An 18,776-nucleotide genomic window follows, 5' to 3' on the forward strand; every position below is an offset into this window, starting at 1 on the left:
TAAAGAAAGATATCTCTGTGCCTTACCGGCCTGATTATAAGGGAAAGTGCACCCTGGCAGCCGATAATAGTTTAATTTGTTGCCGGACGTGGCCAGAAAACAATACCTTCATGCTTGGCCATGTTGTCAGGCTCGACGTGAATATGTACCAGGGTGTTGCCCATCTGCCTGCTGAGTTCCTGCTCAATGAGGTCGCAGATATCATGGGCTTCTGTCACGGTCATATTGCCCGGTACAATCAGGTGAAAGTCAAGAAACGTCATGGCTCCGATGACGCGTGTGCGGATGTCATGTGCCTCAATCGCCCCTTTGCCTTTTAAGGCAATAATATCGCAGATCTGCTCAATAGTTTCAGGGGCAGGAGCCTGATCCATCAGGCCGGCGATAGAGTCGCGCATAACACCCCAGCCCACACGCAGTACGTTAAGGGCAATCAGGCCGGCGAGAATGGAATCGAGCCGCTCCCAGCCTGTGAGGGGAATAAGTGTGATACCCGCAATCAGACCTGCACCTGTCCAGACATCAGAGAGAACATGCTGCCCACCGGCAATCAGAGCAGGTGAGCGGCGCTTTCTGCCCGCACGCAGCATCACCATGCCCCATATAAGGTTTACCAGTGTTGCCGCACCATTGAGCGCAATCCCTTCATAAGGGGCAGTCGGCGGGTGCGGGTGCTGCCAGCCCAGCCACGCTTCCCGTGCAATGATGAAGGCTGTGAGCAGAACCAGCGTACCTTCAGCAACGGCTGAGAGATATTCTGCTTTATAATGGCCATAAGTGTGGTTGTGGTCTGCCGGGCGGGCAGCAATGCTCAGAGCCCACAGTCCTCCCACGGCAGAAACAACGTTGATGATGGTTTCAATCGCATCAGAATACAGTGCGATACTGCCACTGACAGCCCATGCAGCATATTTCAGACTCAGGGCGACAAGGCTGACCAGAAGGCTGTATATGGCAATGCTTTTGTTGCTTTCAGGCAGAGAGAGACCCAAGGGTAACAGCTTTCTTTCAGAGAGGGAGGTGGAAGAGACAGTCCAGGTCTCAGACTGAATCAGGGTCTGTCAGACGGCATGACGGAACGTACCCGGCACTTTCTATTTGTATCGTCGCATGTGCGATACGAAAACGGCTGAGCAGTGTTTCATGAATACCTGTGAGCATATTGTCTGACGTTTCAGCCGGTTTATCAGATGTAACGGAGGAGCGCACCAGGTGTACTGTCAGGGCTGTTTCGGTGGTGCTGAGTGGCCAGATGTGCAGGTCATGCAGGTCCTCAACACCGGGGGAGGAGAGCAGAAACTCTTTTACCGCGGTGTAATCAACCGAGGCCGGTACGGCATCCATAGCCATGTGCATGGCATCACGTAACAGATTCCACGTGGTCAGGGCGATAAGGGCTGAAATGATAATGCTGACAACAGGGTCAATCCAGGCTTTGCCGGTCAGCAGCATAAACCAGCCGGCAACCACCACAGCCAGAGAAATGACGGCATCTGACATCAGGTGCAGAAAAGCTGCGCGGATATTGAGGTCATGTTTTTGCCCTGCTGCAAAAAGCAGGGCTGAGCCCCCGTTGATAAGAATACCAAGGGCGGCGACAATCATCACGGTTTTGCCAGCTACAGGTGTGGGGTCAGAAAGGCGAAGAATAGCTTCCCATGCGACACCGCCGGTAACAAGCAGCAGCACCACTGCATTGCTCAGAGCAGCCAGTACAGATGAGCGGCGTAAGCCATAGGTAAATTGTGTATCAGGAGAACGCTTAGAGAGCGTGTCTGCCAGCCAGGCGGCTCCCAGTGCCAGAATGTCTGATAAATTATGCCCGGCATCAGACAGCAGCGCCAGCGAGTGTGAAAGCAGGCCCCAGACTACCTCTGCTCCGGTATAAATGGTATTAACCAGGATACCGATGGCAAACGCCATGCCAAATGATGCCGGCGCATGTGAGTGTGCGCTGAACCAGCCGTGACTATGGTCATGATCATGGTCGTGATGCTCGCCGTGGTGGTGATCATGATTGTGTTCATGATCATTGTGGCTGTGCGTGCAGTGTGCGTGGGTATCAGCTTCATGGCTGTCAACGGCATCTGTATGCTGATGCGAAGAGGGCACTTTGACCATAAAATGTTTCTCTCCTTGGCAGAGTGGCTTTTCGATCGCTGATTGCATCTGTAAGCCATCAGCCACGGGAAGCCGGTGTTATGCCGGTGTTTTTTGTTTACCACATCTGATAAGGGCCGCGCCATGCTTCGACTGACAGAATTGCAGCTTCCGCTTGATCACTCACCGGAAGAACTGGAGGAGGCTATCTGTCAGAAACTTTCAGTTTCTTCGGAAGAACTGGAGGAGTTCAGTGTGTTTCGGCGCGGGCATGATGCCCGCAGGCGTCACGCTGTGCGGCTGGTGTACACCATTGACTGCACCGTGAAGGATGAAGCCGGTGTACTGGCCCGCTATAAAGCAGCCCACCCGCGTGACACGCATGTCGCAGTCAGCCCGGATATGAGCTGGACCCCGCCGGTAAGTGACGGTGCGGTCTGTGCCTCAAAACCAGGTTATCGCCGCCCGATAGTGATTGGTGCCGGGCCCTGTGGTTTTATGGCTGCGCTGATGCTGGCCCGTATGGGCCTGCGTCCATTATTGCTTGAGCGCGGTAAAATTGTGCGCGAACGTACGGTTGATACCTTCGCCCTGTGGCGCCGTTCAGTGCTGACGCCTGAAAGCAATGTGCAGTTTGGCGAGGGAGGTGCAGGCACTTTTTCTGACGGTAAATTATATAGTCAGGTGCGTGACCCGCGTTTTCTCGGCCGTCAGGTTTTGCGTGAATTTGTGAAGGCCGGCGCGCCTGAAGAGATTTTATATCTTGCTCATCCGCACATTGGTACCTTTCGTCTGGTGTCAATGGTTGAGCATATTCGCGCAGAAATAGAGGCAGCCGGAGGGGAGTATCGTTTTGGCTGCCGTGTTGATGCGCTCGATCTTGATCCGGCTACCAGAGCGATCCGTGGCGTGACGCTGGCCAGTGGCGAAATTATTGAGTCCGATCATGTCGTGCTGGCTGTCGGGCACAGTGCACGTGATACTTTTGCTATGCTGGCAGAAAGTGGTGTGGAGATGAAGGCCAAGTCGTTCTCCATGGGGGTACGCATTGAGCATCCGCAGTCGGTTATTGATACTGCCAGGTTTGGCAGCAGTGCCGGGCATGAGCTGCTGGGTGCGGCAGAATATCGGCTGGTGCACCATGCCAGCAATGGTCGTGGTGTTTATTCTTTCTGTATGTGCCCAGGGGGAACAGTTGTCGCCGCGGCCTCTGAGGAGGGGCATGTGGTTACAAATGGCATGAGCCAGTACAGCCGTGCTGAGCGTAATGCGAATTCTGGTATGGTTGTTGATTTGCGCCCTGGGGAGGATTATCCTGATGACCCGCTGGCTGGAATTGCTTTTCAGCGTCACTGGGAGCGGCAGGCTTTTCTGGCTGGTGGCGGAGATTATAAAGCCCCTGCTCAGAGAGTGGGTGACTTTCTGGCGGGTCGGCCTTCTGTCAGCCTGGGAACTGTCGTGCCCTCCTACAAACCGGGTGTCACACCGACGGATCTGTCAAAATGTTTGCCGGCTTTTGCCGTTGAGGCCCTGCGTGAAGCTCTGCCGCTGTTCGATCGTAAGCTCAAAGGTTTTGCGATGGAGGATGCGGTGATGACCGGTGTCGAAACCCGCACGTCGTCTCCTTTGCGTATTCCGCGCGGGGAGGATTGTCAGTCTCTCAACACGCCGGGTCTGTTCCCCGCAGGTGAGGGGGCCGGGTATGCCGGTGGTATTCTCTCCGCCGGGATTGATGGTATCCGTATTGCTGAGGCTGTAGCACTGGCTATCACAGGGCGCCGCGTTGAAGGTGCCGCCCTACGATAAGAACAACCCGGTTAATGAGCTTTTATAAAGGCATCAACCAGCTCGATAAAGCGGGCCGGGGCATCGGCGTGAATCCAGTGTCCGGCCTTTTCGATTGTCTCCAGCGTATAGTGCGGGAAAAGCTGACGCATCACAGGGAAGTTATGCGGTTGAATATAAGGTGACAGCTCCCCTTTGATGAATAAGGCCGGCCCTTCATAGTGTGTGTCAGGGGGGAAGTCAGGCCAGCCCATAACTGCGGGAAGGCTCTGAAATATATCATGCAGACCGATGGACCAGCCTGGTGTTTCACCCAGCGTGAGGTTTTGCATCATAAGCTGGCGTACAGAATCATTGGGAATAAGCGGACGCAGCAGAGCATCTGCTTCTTTGCGGTCGAGCCTGGCAGGAAAATTAACATGTTCCAGCCCGGATGAGAGATCCATGTTTGCAAAGCCGCCGGCGCCCGGGGCAATATCACCAACAATCAGGCTATGAACCATCTCGGGGTGTGTTAACGCCAGGGTCATGGCGGTTTTGCCCCCCATAGAGTGGCCGAGCAGGATAACAGGTTCAGTCGTGAAATGTCGTATCGTTTCGCGCACATCCTCTGCCATGATCTGGTAGGTCATGGGGCCATGGGGACTTTTGCCATGATTGCGCAGATCAATAGCCAGAGTGCGGTGGGTTGCAGCCAGGTGACGCTGCGCAAAACCAAGATTACGCGCCTGCCCGAACAGACCATGTATGAGCACAATAGTCGGAAGTGGTGTGTCAGAGGCGGGCAGCGTATCGGGGTTACGCTCGATGACATTGAGAAGCACGATAGGTCGGGCCTTTTCAGTTTCAGGACTGAGCAGGTCGGGCCTGCTCGTAAAGCAGGCGAAATGTGGCCCATAGATGCGTCTGTGGCGAGAGCTGAATAAAATTTTTCTCATCACCTCATAGCGAGCACACTTTGATTGTTAGTTTTTTCTTGGTGTCTTTGAGAGAATTGTTTCTAATGCAGTCTCAGAGGCGTCTGACGGCAAATAAAAAATCTATGCGCCTTACCATCTTGATGGAGTAAAGAAGATGAGGCGCTGTCTGGTTATTGTGGGCCGGCCTGAAAATGCAGAAGAAATGCTGAATTTCGTTAGTGGGATAGCCGCACGTCTGCAGCCTGATTGTATTGATTTCATGGCACTGCGTGAACCACCAGGGGACGGATTAAGCCTGCTTACAGAAAGCAGCACTGTTTTACTCAGAGAGGACCAGGCAGACTGGGCTGAGGCCTGGCGTGCCAGAGTGAATTTGTGGCGTCAGAACCTGTATCAGGCTGTTACAGATGGTATTTTTCCTGAAATTAACTGGCTGGCACCTGAGGCTAAGGCTGATGTGATTATTCCGGTTTTTGGAAGAGATGCTGACCTGCTGATACTCAACCTGCCCCAGGAGAGAGATACAGAACATCAGAAGCAGATTCTCAGAAGTGCTGTTTTTGAAACAGGCAGACCACTTTTGCTTGTGCCAGATGGCTGGAGAGGGAGCTGCTGCGATAATATTATGTTGTCATGGAAGCAGTCTGACTGTGCCCGCCGTGCCTTTGAAGCTTCGCGCCCGTTACTTGCCGGTGCTGCTGTGCATGTTCTGGTGAATGGAGAGGACCCCTGGCCTTATGACATCATGCCAGAGGTTAATGTGACGGATGTACGTGTCGTTCGGTTAAGCTCACCCACAGCAGCAGGAGCAACGATTTTAGGCGAAGCCCGCCGCTGGCAGGCTGACCTGATTGTTATGGGGGGGTATAAACATGCTGCTTTGCATAACCGGCTGGTGAGCAGCACGACGGGCTATGTGCTGCACAACTCAGTTCTGCCTGTTTTTTTACAGCATTAACGCGCGTCTTTTACGATCGTTCGGTAAAACCATAACGCCAGCAGGCAAAATACCAGTAATCCCATTGCTGAGGCCACGGGAGCCGGTACCCATGCGGCCAGTGAGAGGACGTCATCTTTGCCAAGCGTGCATGAGATAAAAGCCAGCACAACGCCGGTCAGGCTCTCACCAACAATAAAGCCCGAGGCCAGCATGGTGCCGGTCCCTGCGTCGTGTTCAGGCAGGCTCTGAGGCAGTGTTGTGCTGTCATCCTGTTTGTTTTTTGTGTGCAGGTGACGTTTAATGGCCCAGCCCAGCACTGCACCGGCTGCCAGGGTAACGCTGACAGAGGGAGGCAGATAAATGCCGATCGCAACCCCCAGCGGGGGCAGTGCCAGGGCACGTTTGCGTAACAGCAGGTCAATAATAATCAGAATACAGCCAAGCCCCATGCCCAGTGACAGCATGGACCAGTCAAGCGAATGCGTAAAAATGCCTTTTGTAATGAGTGTAATTAATGCCGGCTGCGGGGCAGAGAGCGCGTGTGAGGGGTCCATCCCGGGGCGGGGCATATAACCCGCAAAACCATATGCCTGGTAGAGAATATTCAGCACCGGGGGGATAACTGCCGCACCAACGACGCAGCCGGCAATCAGGGCAATTTGCTGTTTCCAGGGGGAGGCACCAACAAGCTGACCTGTTTTAAGATCTTGCAGGTTATCGTTTGAAATGGCTGCCGTTGCGGTAATGGCAGACAGAATGAGAATGGTGAAGCCTGTTGCAAGCTTTTGCTGGTCGAGCATCATATGGGCAGGCATAAGCCGGAAGGCTTCCAGGGCCAGCAGCATCAGGGCAGAGAGCATCGCTGCGATAATAATAATGCCTGATATTGGTGAGGAAGATGAGCCGACAATTCCTGCCATATAGCCGCATGTAGCCGCCATGATAAAACCGAAGATAATGCAGAATAAAACAGATGCAATGACGATTGGCCAGATCGGGTCAGATGACGGGGTAAGAAAAAAAGTAAACAGGCTGCCCAGCATTACTGTTGTCAGTCCGAGCAGAGCAAGCAGGCTGCGGAAAGAGAGGTCTTTATCTTCTTCCGGGCCGGCAGAGGTCTGATGGCGTGTACGCACAATACTTTGCAGCCCGCGGGCTACTGGCTTTGCCAGCTCAACCAGTGTCCAGACAGAGGCCATAGCGATAGCGCCGGCGCCGACAAAACGCACTTTATGTAACCAGACAGACTGTGCGAATGCAGCGGGGACAAGATGTTCAGGGTTAGGTGTATGGGCTGTAAGCCATGGCACGCCACCGCCCCATGCCAGAACACAGCCGAAAAGCATGGCCAGTCCACCGGTTAGCCCGACCAGGTAGCCAGCACCCAGTAGTGCCAGAGAGAGGCCGCCGGTTATCTGAAACACGGCAGCGCCTGCGCTGGCTGTAACTGATACACTGTCTGACAACAGGCGCAGGCCATTGCTGCCTAATGTAAACAGGGCAGCGGCTGTGCTGCCTTTGATCAGCGCATTAAGTCCTTTTTTGTTTTCGCCTGAATTGCCGGCACGCAAAATTTCTGCTGCTGCTACGCCTTCAGGATAAGGCAAAGCGCTGTCTGCCACCAGTGCGCGACGGAGAGGAACAGTGAATAAAACCCCTGCAATCCCCCCTGCGAGAGAGATGCCTGCGGTCTGCCAGAATGGGAAATGGCTCCATATTCCTGTCATGATGAGACCGGGAAAGGTGGCAAAAACGCACGATAGCGTGCCGGCAGCTGAGGCCTGACTTTGAACAATGTTATTTTCAAGAACAGAGCTGCGCCCCAGAGCACGCAGAACAGCCATTGAAATAACAGCCGCCGGAATAGAAGAGGCAAAGGTCAGGCCAATACGCAAACCCAGATAAATATTTGATGCTGTAAAAACAACAGTAATAAGTGCGCCAAGAATAAGCGCGCGCAGTGTGAGTTCTCTGGTGGTTCTGGCAGGTGACGACATTTCTCTGATCTCGTTATACAGGCAGGCGGATGAGCTTTACTAAAGAGATATCACCTGTCTGTCTGCCTGAAAATGAAATGAAGTCGTAATGAAAGGGAATCCTGGCCCGGCATGATCAGAATGTTACGTCAGCAGTGCCCAGAACAAACGCTCCTGAAGACGCCCCCGACTGTACCAGTGCTTTTGAAGCAAAAACATACTCAGCGCCAATGCTGTAGGTCAGGTTTCTGGTAGCCCGCCACGTAAAGTTAGCTTGCGGCAGGGTAGCGCTGTAGCCACCGTGAGGGCGAAAATTATAGGCAGTGCTGGCGTTGTTATACACAGCATCATTTGTAGTATGTCTCCATACAACCGGCACTTTCAGAAGCAGGCTTGTGTTCTGTGTGGGCGCCAGGGTGATAACCGGCCCTACGTCAATGACGTTTGACAGGCCGAATGCAACGCTCTGGTCAAGATAAAAGGCAGAGGGAACAAACGGGCTGAGAAAGCCCCCCCATTTGCTGGTGGCACTTTTGTGCATGTTGCCGCCTGAGATATCATCCGCCTGTATACCAATTGCTGGTCTGCTCCACCATTTGCTAAAACGCCAGGCGACTGTCGCATTCAGAAAATAGGCTGAAACTGAGCGTTTTGGTCCATTGTTTGCTGCCTGAAAATTACCGCCCTGCCACATAGCACCAGTTGAAAATTCAACGTGACCAGCGTTGCCCCATATTTTTACACCAGGTGTATCGCGGTGGGTTGAACCCGCAATGTTGCTGGTTGCCCCTGGTATGGAGCTGTTAGCCAGCAGATAGCCCATGTAGAAAGCATCAATAAAAATCTGGCTTTTTTGCCCCATTAACTGGAATTTTGGTAAGGCGTAAGATGTATAGGCACCAAATAATCGAGTTTTCCATCCGACTTTATTGCGAAATGCAACAGGGTTACTGGTATCTGTCAGCATAAGATCAAAAATATCGACCCTGAAATTTTTCCAGAAAGCATACCCGCGTAAACCGTTCCATGAATAGGGTACGGTCGGGTAGACTGACCCTGCCGTGATGTAGGCAGGTGCATCAAGAAAGACCATGCGCCCGGCCATGGCGCCCATAGTTGCACCGAGCATATGCCCTTTAACTTCGATAAAAGCCTGTTGTGCGTCAATTTTACTGCGCCAGCGTCCGCCTGCATATCCGTAGTAGTTAACGCCCCCGGCCTGCCCACTAAGAAGCTCTCCATACAGGCGTACGTGCTTCCCAAGATGTAAGTCTGCACCTGCGCTCCAGCGCAGTGTATTACGATATGCCGGGGATTTTCGTACTGTACCCAGACCGGCTTTCTGGTCATAAAAATTACGATTTTCAAAATTAGCGCTGAGGGTCATGTAAACAGTTTCATCCTTATTAAAAGGAATGAATTTCAGAGCCTCAAGCGATTTATTCCGGTTTTTGTCATTGCGCAGACGAGACCAGTCTTCAGCCCATCGTACATTCGAGTAGTAAGCCACAGTGCCCCAGCCTGCCGCCGCTCCTGAGTTGGTATTGAATACGCCCCATGGCCCCTGGTGCAGCAGGCTGGGAGGGACCGCGTTCAGCTCGAGCATTTGCGGGTAGCCATAAGCCTCTGAACGGCTGCTGAGGGGAGGCAGCATTTCAGCATCCCAGAAGCTACTTTCTTTTGCAGGCTTCTGTGCAGGAGATCGGCTTTGATTATGTGGTGCGGTTACACTGCTGATTGTGGCAATCTGACCGTGAGTGTGATGGCGTACGAGCGTTGACGCAGGGGAGTGTGGGTTTATCAGTGGTGTGGTTGCGTCTTTTGCGTGAGCAGAAGCGCTTATCACTGTTGTCAGCAGTATGAAGGAACAGGGCAGTAAACAGGGCCCGAAACCTGCTTTAAGCAGAGAAAGGTGTTTTTTTTCCATAATATGCCCGGATGAAATATGTCACGAGGGTAGGAAATAAAAATTTTCTTATTTCAGGTAGTAACGACACATAATTACACAACTCGTTAGTGTGTAGAAGGCCGGTTGTATATTACTGTGTGGTGACCTGATAGTGTCTTCGGGCAAGAAAACGGACTGTTCGCATGTGCTGGTCAGTGAACATAATTTCAAACTCTTCCTGGTAGCATAGTTAGGTATTGTATCCGGCTATGCTTATTATTTTTTTTCTGCGTTCAACGTATATGAGATATGTATTGATGTCATATCTCATTTACGTGTGTTAAGAATTTTTTGTTTTCAGAAGCTGTTATGGTTGCTTTGTCTGAGCGCATTAAGACAGTCGTTCACACGAGAGGCCAGCCTTACGTCATGCAGGTTGCTTAATGCTTCGCGGGTCCGGCTTTGCCATGCGTGAGACATGCCTGCTGCATTGCACAGCCCTTCTAACCTGAACGCGCCGCCTGGTGTGGCATCGGTGTATTCTGATGCACTCAGAATCTGTACGGGGTGCCTGGGCAGGTTGTAGCGGGCTGTCTGCAACAGTGAGCGGTTTGTTGCCTGGTCTGCCAGGGGTAGCAATGCGGCAACAACTTCGCGGGTATTATCCTGCCCGGTGGTGATAACCTTTCTGACCTGCGACCAGTCATGTGCTTTATCAAGTTCTCTGGCTGTCTGCCTTACACCACTCTCTTTGATCATATTCATAAGATGTTCTGATGAGGTTACCGTCTTCGCTGGCGCTGGTATATCAGCAGGCTTTTCCCGGCTTGTTAAAACGATAAGCCCAAGGGTACAGCCAATAAGGAGTGTCAGAGCAAGCGTGCGGCCCGGTTTCATTCTGCGCCTCTTTTCCGAAGTATATTTTTTAAATTTTGTTTTTGAGAGTGTTAAGGTCATCATCTGCGGAATGATCAGGTGGTTAACAGCATGTAAAGCAGCGTAGTCCTTCTGTTAGTGTTTGTTATTGCTGCCTATGAAGCCGTTACAAAATGGCTTCAGAAAGGCACGAGAAAGGTAAGGTTGCGGCAGAAAAAGGCGTGTCTTAAAGGCAACGGTTAAAAGAGGAGGGAGCGGGAGAGCTGTTGATCGTGTGGGTTATGTTGCGGTATCAGGCCTGAACGTCACATTATGCTCTGGTGAGCAGACTGGCTCTGGCCCGTAACTTTTTTCTGAGGATCATGATCATGAGTAACAGTCCTTCTCCTTCCGAAATTACCCGCCTGCAGGTCGCATTGCGCCGTCTTCTGGGGTCACCCGGTCTGACAGTTAACCCGCCGCCACGTGCTGGTATGTCAGTTGAGCTGGCTGTTCACGGCGAGGTTATAGGCACTATTCATCGTGATGATGAAGAGGGGGAAATTTCTTATGCAGTTAATCTGATTCTGCTTGAAGAAGATCTTCCTGCTGCCAGCTGATTAAAGCATCTGTCTGAAGGCTGGTTAAACAGTAAAATAACCAGCCTTCAGGCAGGCACTAAGCGCTCAGGCGTTGCCCGGTGCAGCTGATGCAGTCATCGTGCGTGGCCGTGGCGCGGGAAAGTTGATACTGGTCACCTTCCACTGCCAGTGCTGGATGCGCATATCAATTTCCAGCGGTGTTTCATTTTCGTGCCCCGGGAGATGAACAAGGGCAACGAAAAGGTCAGGGCGTTCAAAATGAAACGTAGCCTGGCTGATCAGGCTGGCAAAAGAAAGATTGTGAGTAGCATGCTCCTGCGCAGAAGCGGGCAGAACCTCGTCAACCAGCGTGCCAAGATTTTGCTGTGAGACGTTAATATCAACAGCATTTGAAACGACCTCCGTTGCGAACGAAGAGCCAAATTCAGGCAGATCGTCTGTTGCTGCGGGCAGCAGATGCATACCCGCCATCGCCTGCTGTTTGATAGAGGTATCGAGTTCTCCCCAGTTAATCATCTGCCCGAGAGAGACCATGTCATGTGTCTTCAGCGAGGATCCGATTGACCACAACGTCAGAAAAGGGGAGGCCAGATAGAGGCCAAATGCGGCTATTGATGCCCCGGCACACACCATGCGAGCCATGTGGCGTCCTGGCCGGGCTGCGAGCCGGGCACTTTGTCCGACAGAGGTGTAGTGGGTCATAATAACGCATTCCCCCTATATGAAAATTGCATAGCTATTCATAACAGACATGCAGGTCATATGCAAAGATAAGCTGCATACAATTTCGATTCTGTAAGGTATTTTTTTAAGGGTGTAGCAATATTTTCTTAATGGCCTGTCAGGGTGTTCTGTGGCAGGTGCAAAGTTATTCTCAGGCGTGGCAATGAAAGGTTAACATTATGATGGATACTGAGTTTACTGAGGAAGAAATTCAGCGTTATTCCCGTCATATTCTGCTGCCTGAGGTTGGGGGAACAGGTCAGCTCGCGCTCAGGAAGGCTTCTGTTCTGGTCGTGGGGGCAGGGGGACTTGGCTCACCTGTTGCATTATACCTTGCTGCCGCAGGGGTAGGTCGCATTGGTCTGGTTGATGATGATGTCGTTGAACTGTCAAACCTGCAAAGGCAGGTTGTGCATAACACGGCAGCTGTGGGCGAACAGAAGGTTGTCTCAGCAAAGGCGCGGCTGCTGGCGCTGAATCCTGACATTACCGTAGATACCTGGAATGTACGTTTATCAGAACAGACCTGTGATGAGATTATCGGGCGTTATGATCTGGTTTGCGACGGGTCTGATAATTTCTCCACCCGTTACCTGGTAAACGCTGCCTGTGTGCGGGCACGTCGTCCACTGGTGTCAGCGGCAGTGCAGCGCTTTGGCGGGCAGCTCTCGACCTATCGTCCCTGGCAGGGCGGGCCCTGTTATCATTGTCTTTATCCGGAGACTGATGGTGACGCCGCCGGGTTAAGCTGTAGCGAGGCAGGTGTGTTTGGTGCTGTGACTGGTGTGATGGGCACCCTGCAGGCGACTGAAGCGCTCAAAGAAATTCTGGGTCTTGGGGAGAGTCTGTCAGGCCGGTTGCTGATGTGGGACGCCCTTAGTACACGTTTTACGACGATTACTCTGAAGCAGGATCCGTCCTGTCCGGTATGTGGTGGTAAACAGGAGATATCAGAATGAAAAAAGCGGCATCTTCTCACATGGGTGTTCAGACATTTTCTTCCTCCGGTGTGGGGCAGAATATGACTGGTGAAGATAGAAACGGGAGAATGCAGCATTCTCCGGCTATTGCCCTTATGCTTGTCGAGGCCCGCTATGAGAGGATTCATGCTGCTCTGATGCTGGCTGTTACGGCCTGCGCACTTGGGCAGCGCGTCATATTGTTTGGCATGGGCAGTGGCACTCGCGCGTTTTGTAAAGACTGGTCAGGGCTTGAAGAGAGTGAGCGTGAGGCAGGACGGCTTGAAGCCGGGGTTGCCGGTATTGAAACCCTGCGTGAGGCGCTGTTTGAATTTGATGAGGCTTCTTTTCATGTTTGCGACTCCGGGATCAGGAGTATGAAAATTTCTGAAGATCAGTTGTGTGATGCGGTTACGGTTATAGGGCTGCCTGGTTTCCTTGAACTCTCTCAGGGTGCCAGGCTGGCAGTTTTCTAGGTAAAATGGCGTGGTGCAGTGTTATAAAAATACAAATTTGCATGAAGACTCTTGTCGTCTTTGCTCTCTCTTGGCAGGGATGCTGCTATGATGTCTGAAATTCTGTTGTCTCGCCATTTGCGTTTGTACGCTGCCCTGGGGACTCTGGGGTGTGTTGTCGCTGCTTCTGATGTCTTTGCCGCAACGCAAAGTACTTCGTCGCATCCTTCTCATGCTGTGCATCACAGGAACCCGAAGAAACACTCATCCGATAAAAAAGCCGTTCCGCCGGCGAAGAAACATCAGAAAACAGCAGCTCACCATGATGCGCATAAAGCGCACCCTGCACCTGTTGTGCATCATTCTGCTGTTCACAGGAAACATGCCGTTGCTGCCGCGGGTGCGGGCGCAGTTGCTGCTGCTGGTGCCGCTGCTGCGGTGCAGAAGGCGGAGAGCCCCTCTGCTGCTGCTCCGCCTGTGCCTGACGTGCCTCAGACGCCTGAAGCCCCTAAAGGCACAGTTACCGGCCTGCCATTGCCACGCTATGCGTCCCTGCGTGCTGACGAGGTGAATATGCGTGCAGGCCCCGGGCGGCGTTTTCCTATTCTGTGGGTTTATCATCGCCGTAGCATGCCGCTGCGTATTGAGCGTGAGTTCGATGTATGGCGTCTGGTTGAAGATGAAAGTGGCCAGAAAGGCTGGGTGCAGCAGGCTGTTGTTTCCGGCAGCCGGTCTTTTGTTGTGCCAGGTGAGCCGCCTGGCGATGAAAGCCCCATACCCGATAAAGTTGATAAAAATGGCAATAAAATTCCGGTTTCAGGTCATATGGACAGTCGCGTAACAGGAAGTGTGACAGACCTTGCCGAGGCTAAAAAAATCAAGCAGGCTGTCTTCCTGAAGAAGAGTCCTGAAGAGTCGTCAGCTGTTGTTGCGGTTCTCAGGCCAGGTACGGTCGGATCAGTAAAAGAATGTGCCGCAGGAAGTGACTGGTGCAAAGTCTCCGTCAGACCATATAGTGGCTGGGTACTGCGCCGCGATATGTGGGGGATTGATGCAGGAGAAGTCATTACTCCTTCCTGAGGCAGAGTACGGCAAAATAAGGACAAGAAATGTCGATACAACACGCCCTTCATTGTCGGACCAAGATTGTAGCAACCTTGGGCCCGGCATCCTCTGATTATGAGACCATTCGTGATCTGGCTGTTGCCGGAGCCGATGTGTTCCGTTTTAATTTCTCGCACGGTTCACACGAAGATCATGCAGCGCGACACGCTATAGTCAGACGTGTTGAGGCTGAACTGGGTGAACCAATCGGCATTCTGGCAGACATGCAGGGTCCAAAGCTGCGTGTTGGTAAATTTAAAGATGGTAAGGTCACGCTGCAAAGCGGTGCTCCTTTCCGTTTTGATCTTCACGATGAGCCGGGTGATGAAACCCGCGTACAGCTGCCTCATCCTGAAATTATCCGGGTGGCCCGTCCTGGCAGTCGTCTGCTGATGGATGATGGTAAACTGGCCGTCGTTGTTGAAAAAATCGGACCGGACTGGCTCGAAACCCGTATTGAAATTGGCGGCGTTCTCTCTAACCACAAAGGGGTGAATGTTCCTGATGTGGCACTGCCAATCCCGGCTCTGACCGTTAAAGACCGCCGTGATCTTGAGTTCGCACTCAGCCTTGGTGTTGATTATGTTGCGCTGTCATTTGTGCAGCGCCCTGAGGATGTCAGCGAGGCCCGTGCTCTGGTTGGTGACCGTGCAAACCTTCTGGTTAAGCTCGAAAAACCTCAGGCTATGGAAAATCTCGAAGCTATTCTTGAGCTGACAGATGCCGTGATGGTGGCCCGTGGTGACCTTGGTGTTGAGCTGCCACCTGAGAACGTCCCACTTGCACAAAAGCGTATTATCCGTCTCGCCCGTAAACTGGGTAAGCCGGTTGTTGTTGCAACACAGATGCTTGAAAGTATGATTTCGGCACCTACGCCAACCCGTGCTGAGGCCTCTGACGTGGCTACGGCTGTGTTTGATGGTGCTGATGCGGTGATGTTGTCAGCTGAATCTGCTGCCGGTCAGTATCCGCGTGAAGCTGTGCGGATCATGAACCGTATCATCTGGCGCATCGAGCAGGATCCTGAGTGGCAGGCATCTATGTCTGTTGCGCGTCTGGCACCGGAAGATTTTGTTGCTGATGCTATCGCCGGTGCAGCACAGCAGGTTGCTGACACGCTGAAAGCCTCTGCCATTGTAGCGTATACGCATCGCGGTGCGACAGCGTTCCGTATTGCACGTGAACGTCCTCTGTGCCCTGTTCTGGGCATAACACCAACACATGAGGCTGCGCGTCGTATGGCACTTGTCTGGGGTGTCAGAGCTTTCCTCGGCGGGCAGGGTAAATCTGTCACCAGTGTTGAAAGTATGGTGGACGTTGCGCAGGATGTCGTCGCTAAGGCGGGCGTTGGCAGCTCAGGTGGCTCTATTGTTATTGCAGCAGGGTTGCCCTTTGGTGTTGCCGGGTCAACTAACCTGCTGCGCGTTGCTAAAATTCCCTGACTGATAAAGCGTTACTGAGAGTTTTTGGGCGCCTGACAGGCTGTTTTTCCGGCTTGTCAGGCACTTTTTTTAAGAAATACAGGCAGTAATGTAAAAAGCCCGCAGGCTATCGAGACAAAGAGCGGCAGCCCGTTTGATGTCAGGCCCATGGCAGTACTCGCCGCTTCAGGGCCAATAAAGGTGCCGGCACCCCAGGCGACTGAACTCACAGCATAAATTGCGACAAGGTTTTTTCCCTGGTATCGGCTGCCTACAACAGTCATAACAATGGTGTAGAGGCCAGCGAACAGCCCATCCCATATAAACAAAATCACATAGGCCCAGGGCTGATGTGCAATGCCGACAGGCCAGAGCAGCGCACCCAGGCAGGAGAGCGTGCCAAGTGCAATAAGCAGATGGCGGCGGCTGATGCGGTCACCAAGCCAGCCAAGCGGGAGCTGAAAGCATATTGCCCCAAGCAGCATGGCAGACAGTAAAAGAGTAGCCTGTTTTTCAGGCCAGCCATTTTGCATGGCATAGAGGGACAGAAAAGAAGAGCCTGATGCCTCGAGCATAGCGAGCAGCAATGTTGCACTTATAGCTATCGGAGCAAGGGCAATATAACGCCACAGAGCGGTATGCTGTGTTGATTCATGTTTCTGAGGTATCTGAACCCATGGCATGGCGATCAGACCAAATGTCAGTAACAGCAGGCCCGAGGTTATAAGAAAGGGTGTGAAGCTATGGCGATCTGTTAAGCCCAGCAGCAGTGGCCCGAGAGCAAAACCAGCTGACATCATAGCACTGTACAGACCCATGGTACGGGTACGCACAGTGTCCGGTGTCATTTGATTTAGCCAGCTTTCTGAAAGAATGAGCAGGGTTTCCGTTGCCATGCCCATGCCAGTGCGCAACGGGAACCAGAGAGACGCAGAGGTGATGAACGGAAATGCCAGTAAGACGCATGCCAGGAAACATAATGCAAGCATGACAGGGCGGCGCGGGCCAAACTGCACAGCAATGTGAGGCAGGAAAGGAGCGATAAGCAACACACCAAGAGCATGCATCATGGCGTTAATAGCAACAGTTTGTGTGCTGTACCCGCGTTCTGTGAGCTCCAGCATGAAAAGTGGCCCGCTCAGCCCGTATGTCAGACCAAAAATGACAGCAACCATCATCAGGCAGCCTGATGTGATGGTTGCCAGCCGGGCGGAGGGAAGTGTGGTGTCAGACATGATCTGGTAAGGCCTTTGCTCTGCCTGAGCTTTAGTCTGAGCAGATCAGTGCCGGTTTTTCCTTATTGGGTAATCGTTAAAAGATATTGTTCAGGCACTGGCAGCCAGAGCAATGCGACGTTTCATTTCTGCGATAACGGCTGGTAGTCCATCAAAAATAGCCTGTCCGATGAGAAAATGACCGATGTTGAGTTCTCTGATTTCTGGAAGAGCCGCAATCGGGCCGACATTTTCCCATGTCAGACCGTGTCCTGCATGCACTTCAAGGCCGAGAGTATGCGCTGTCGTTGCTGCGTTTTTTAAGCGTGTCAGTTCATCAGCCTGGTGGCCCTCAGCATATGCGCCTGTATGGAGCTCGATGACCTGGGCTCCTGTTTTATGGGCTGCTTCAATCTGTGCCATGTCCGGGTCAATGAAGAGAGAGACACGAATACCCTTATCGATAAGTCTCTGCACCTGATGTGTCAGGGTGCTCAGATGCCCCGCAACATTCAGACCGCCTTCAGTCGTTAACTCTTCACGGCGTTCAGGTACGATGCAGCAGGCATGTGGTTTGAGCGTGCTGGCAATCTGTACCATTTCAGTCGTCGCGGCCATTTCCATATTGAGTGGAATTTTCAGGGCATCACGCAGGTGGGTCAGGTCTGCATCGCGAATGTGACGACGGTCTTCGCGTAAATGAGCAGTAATACCATCAGCCCCGGCGTGCTGAGCCAGCAGGGCAGCAGCGACCGGGTCGGGGTGCGCTCCGCCACGTGCATTACGTACAGTGGCAACATGGTCGATATTAACACCAAGGCGCACAGCGGGGCGAAGAGCAGAAGTCATGAATATGTCTTTCTGTTATGAACCAGTGTGCTGGCCAGGCGAATGGCCGCCAGCAGGCTTGACGGGTCAGCAATGCCTTTGCCTGCAATATCAAAAGCTGTGCCATGATCGGGCGAGGTGCGGATGATGGGCAGGCCGAGCGTAACATTCACACCTTCGGCCATATCAAGGGTTTTGAGCGGGATAAGCCCCTGATCATGATACATGCACAGGGCAACGTCGTAGTTTTTGCGTGCCTGAGGTGTGAAAAGTGTATCCGGCGGGAAAGGTCCTGTCACCGTTAGCCCTTCATTTTGGAGCGTTTTGATCGCTGGCAGAATAATATCGCGTTCTTCTGTGCCCATCAGTCCGTTTTCACCGGCATGAGGGTTAAGGCCAGCCACAGCAATGCGGGGTGAGGTAATGCCAAATTTATGACGCAGGTCATATGCGGTGGTACGGGCTGTTTTGATAATCAGCTCCGGGGAAAGCTGGGAAATAGCTGTTTTGAGCGATACATGCACTGTGACAGGTACAACCCGTAAGGACGGGCCAGCAAGCATCATGACATCTTCACCCGGGGTATGACACAGCTCAGCCAGGTAAGAGGTATGGCCAGGATGAGCAAAGCCTGCCTGTTTGAGTACATCTTTACTGATAGGGTTTGTAATCAGTGCTGTCGCGGCATCAGTCTGAACGAGTCTGACAGCCTCGCTGATACTGGTGATGATGCTTTCAGCATTACGGCTGTCAGGCTGCCCCTGCACCGCAGGGGTGTTAAGTTTCAGGGGGATAACCGGTACAGCGTGTGCGAAAACAGCCTGGGCCTGAGATGGTTTTTCAATAAGTTGTACCGGTACACGTCCCGCCAGTAGTTCTGGCGCACCGAGAAACACAAATGCCGGCTCCTGATTGCGCAAAGCCTGCCAGGCCCCGATTGTTATTTCGGGGGCGATACCAGCAGGGTCACCCTGTGTCAGAACCAGCATAATATGCTTCTCCGTTA

The 18,776-nt window shown here is 52.6% G+C and carries 17 protein-coding genes; 7 read left to right on the plus strand and 10 right to left on the minus strand.

The genetic code is table 11. The annotated features are described in order from the left end of the window. Nucleotides 1–71: 71 nt before the first annotated feature. Together GOB58_RS07345 and GOB58_RS07350 are read right to left on the minus strand one after the other, a co-directional pair. Nucleotides 72–992: a cation diffusion facilitator family transporter gene (locus GOB58_RS07345; RefSeq protein ID WP_369822903.1), complete on the minus strand. Its 921-nt coding sequence runs from the start codon at nt 990–992 to the stop codon at nt 72–74. Nucleotides 993–1,041: 49 nt separating this feature from the next. Then, nucleotides 1,042–2,121: a cation diffusion facilitator family transporter gene (locus GOB58_RS07350; protein ID WP_242005262.1), complete on the minus strand. Its 1,080-nt coding sequence runs from the start codon at nt 2,119–2,121 to the stop codon at nt 1,042–1,044. 123 nt (nt 2,122–2,244) lie between these two features. On the opposite strand from GOB58_RS07350, the gene GOB58_RS07355 reads away from it, so the two are divergent. Continuing rightward, entirely contained in the window at nt 2,245–3,906 is a 1,662-nt protein-coding gene (locus GOB58_RS07355; protein WP_173559775.1) for an NAD(P)/FAD-dependent oxidoreductase, read from the plus strand. Nucleotides 3,907–3,917: 11 nt separating this feature from the next. Here GOB58_RS07355 and GOB58_RS07360 read toward each other — a convergent pair whose 3' ends face one another. After that, nucleotides 3,918–4,709: an alpha/beta fold hydrolase gene (locus GOB58_RS07360; protein WP_086553719.1), complete on the minus strand. Its 792-nt coding sequence runs from the start codon at nt 4,707–4,709 to the stop codon at nt 3,918–3,920. 250 nt (nt 4,710–4,959) lie between these two features. Here GOB58_RS07360 and GOB58_RS07365 point away from each other — a divergent pair, with 250 nt between their 5' ends. Continuing rightward, on the plus strand, nt 4,960–5,763 hold the full coding sequence (locus GOB58_RS07365; protein WP_086635450.1) for a universal stress protein: 804 nt from the start codon (nt 4,960–4,962) through the stop codon (nt 5,761–5,763). Here the strand turns inward: GOB58_RS07365 and GOB58_RS07370 are convergent. From GOB58_RS07370 to GOB58_RS07380, 3 genes are all read right to left on the minus strand, one after another. Continuing rightward, nucleotides 5,760–7,742: an OPT family oligopeptide transporter gene (locus GOB58_RS07370; RefSeq protein WP_173559776.1), complete on the minus strand. Its 1,983-nt coding sequence runs from the start codon at nt 7,740–7,742 to the stop codon at nt 5,760–5,762. The genes GOB58_RS07365 and GOB58_RS07370 overlap by 4 nt on opposite strands. Before the next feature lie 115 nt (nt 7,743–7,857). Then, complete coding sequence (locus GOB58_RS07375; protein ID WP_173559777.1) at nt 7,858–9,648, minus strand: alginate export family protein; 1,791 nt, start codon at nt 9,646–9,648, stop codon at nt 7,858–7,860. A gap of 318 nt (nt 9,649–9,966) precedes the next feature. Beyond that, nucleotides 9,967–10,506: a hypothetical protein gene (locus GOB58_RS07380; protein ID WP_143216343.1), complete on the minus strand. Its 540-nt coding sequence runs from the start codon at nt 10,504–10,506 to the stop codon at nt 9,967–9,969. A 347-nt stretch (nt 10,507–10,853) separates the two neighbouring features. Here GOB58_RS07380 and GOB58_RS07385 point away from each other — a divergent pair, with 347 nt between their 5' ends. Further along, nucleotides 10,854–11,084, plus strand: coding sequence for a DUF3126 family protein (locus GOB58_RS07385; protein WP_086553720.1), 231 nt, complete (start codon nt 10,854–10,856; stop codon nt 11,082–11,084). A gap of 66 nt (nt 11,085–11,150) precedes the next feature. On the opposite strand, the gene GOB58_RS07390 is transcribed toward GOB58_RS07385, so the two are convergent. After that, nucleotides 11,151–11,768, minus strand: a complete 618-nt coding sequence (locus GOB58_RS07390) for a DUF2939 domain-containing protein (protein ID WP_173559778.1) — start codon at nt 11,766–11,768, stop codon at nt 11,151–11,153. A gap of 203 nt (nt 11,769–11,971) precedes the next feature. Here GOB58_RS07390 and GOB58_RS07395 point away from each other — a divergent pair, with 203 nt between their 5' ends. The 4 genes from GOB58_RS07395 to pyk all read left to right on the plus strand — a co-directional run bounded on the left by GOB58_RS07395 (nt 11,972) and on the right by pyk (nt 15,749). Continuing rightward, nucleotides 11,972–12,748, plus strand: a complete 777-nt coding sequence (locus GOB58_RS07395; RefSeq protein WP_173559836.1) for a HesA/MoeB/ThiF family protein — start codon at nt 11,972–11,974, stop codon at nt 12,746–12,748. Then, nucleotides 12,745–13,224, plus strand: coding sequence for a DsrE family protein (locus GOB58_RS07400; protein WP_173559779.1), 480 nt, complete (start codon nt 12,745–12,747; stop codon nt 13,222–13,224). The genes GOB58_RS07395 and GOB58_RS07400 overlap by 4 nt, the downstream gene beginning before the upstream one ends. An 87-nt stretch (nt 13,225–13,311) precedes the next feature. After that, nucleotides 13,312–14,283 carry an SH3 domain-containing protein gene (locus GOB58_RS07405; protein WP_233133268.1) on the plus strand — a complete coding sequence of 324 codons (972 nt, stop codon included), beginning with the start codon at nt 13,312–13,314 and terminating at the stop codon, nt 14,281–14,283. 29 nt (nt 14,284–14,312) lie between these two features. After that, nucleotides 14,313–15,749, plus strand: a complete 1,437-nt coding sequence (gene pyk, locus GOB58_RS07410) for a pyruvate kinase (RefSeq protein WP_086553695.1) — start codon at nt 14,313–14,315, stop codon at nt 15,747–15,749. A 56-nt stretch (nt 15,750–15,805) separates the two neighbouring features. Here pyk and GOB58_RS07415 read toward each other — a convergent pair whose 3' ends face one another. The 3 genes from GOB58_RS07415 to pdxA all read right to left on the minus strand — a co-directional run bounded on the left by GOB58_RS07415 (nt 15,806) and on the right by pdxA (nt 18,759). Continuing rightward, nucleotides 15,806–16,963 carry an MFS transporter gene (locus GOB58_RS07415; protein WP_173559780.1) on the minus strand — a complete coding sequence of 386 codons (1,158 nt, stop codon included), beginning with the start codon at nt 16,961–16,963 and terminating at the stop codon, nt 15,806–15,808. Between the two features lie 90 nt (nt 16,964–17,053). Further along, nucleotides 17,054–17,791 (minus strand): pyridoxine 5'-phosphate synthase, encoded by a 738-nt coding sequence (locus tag GOB58_RS07420; protein WP_173559781.1) that lies wholly within the window; start codon nt 17,789–17,791, stop codon nt 17,054–17,056. Continuing rightward, nucleotides 17,788–18,759, minus strand: coding sequence for a 4-hydroxythreonine-4-phosphate dehydrogenase PdxA (pdxA, locus tag GOB58_RS07425; RefSeq protein WP_173559782.1), 972 nt, complete (start codon nt 18,757–18,759; stop codon nt 17,788–17,790). Before pdxA ends, GOB58_RS07420 begins: the two co-directional genes overlap by 4 nt. Nucleotides 18,760–18,776 lie beyond the last annotated feature (17 nt).

Origin of the sequence: Acetobacter thailandicus (assembly GCF_011516655.1) — a bacterium.
Classification (GTDB): Bacteria; Pseudomonadota; Alphaproteobacteria; order Acetobacterales; family Acetobacteraceae; genus Acetobacter; species Acetobacter thailandicus.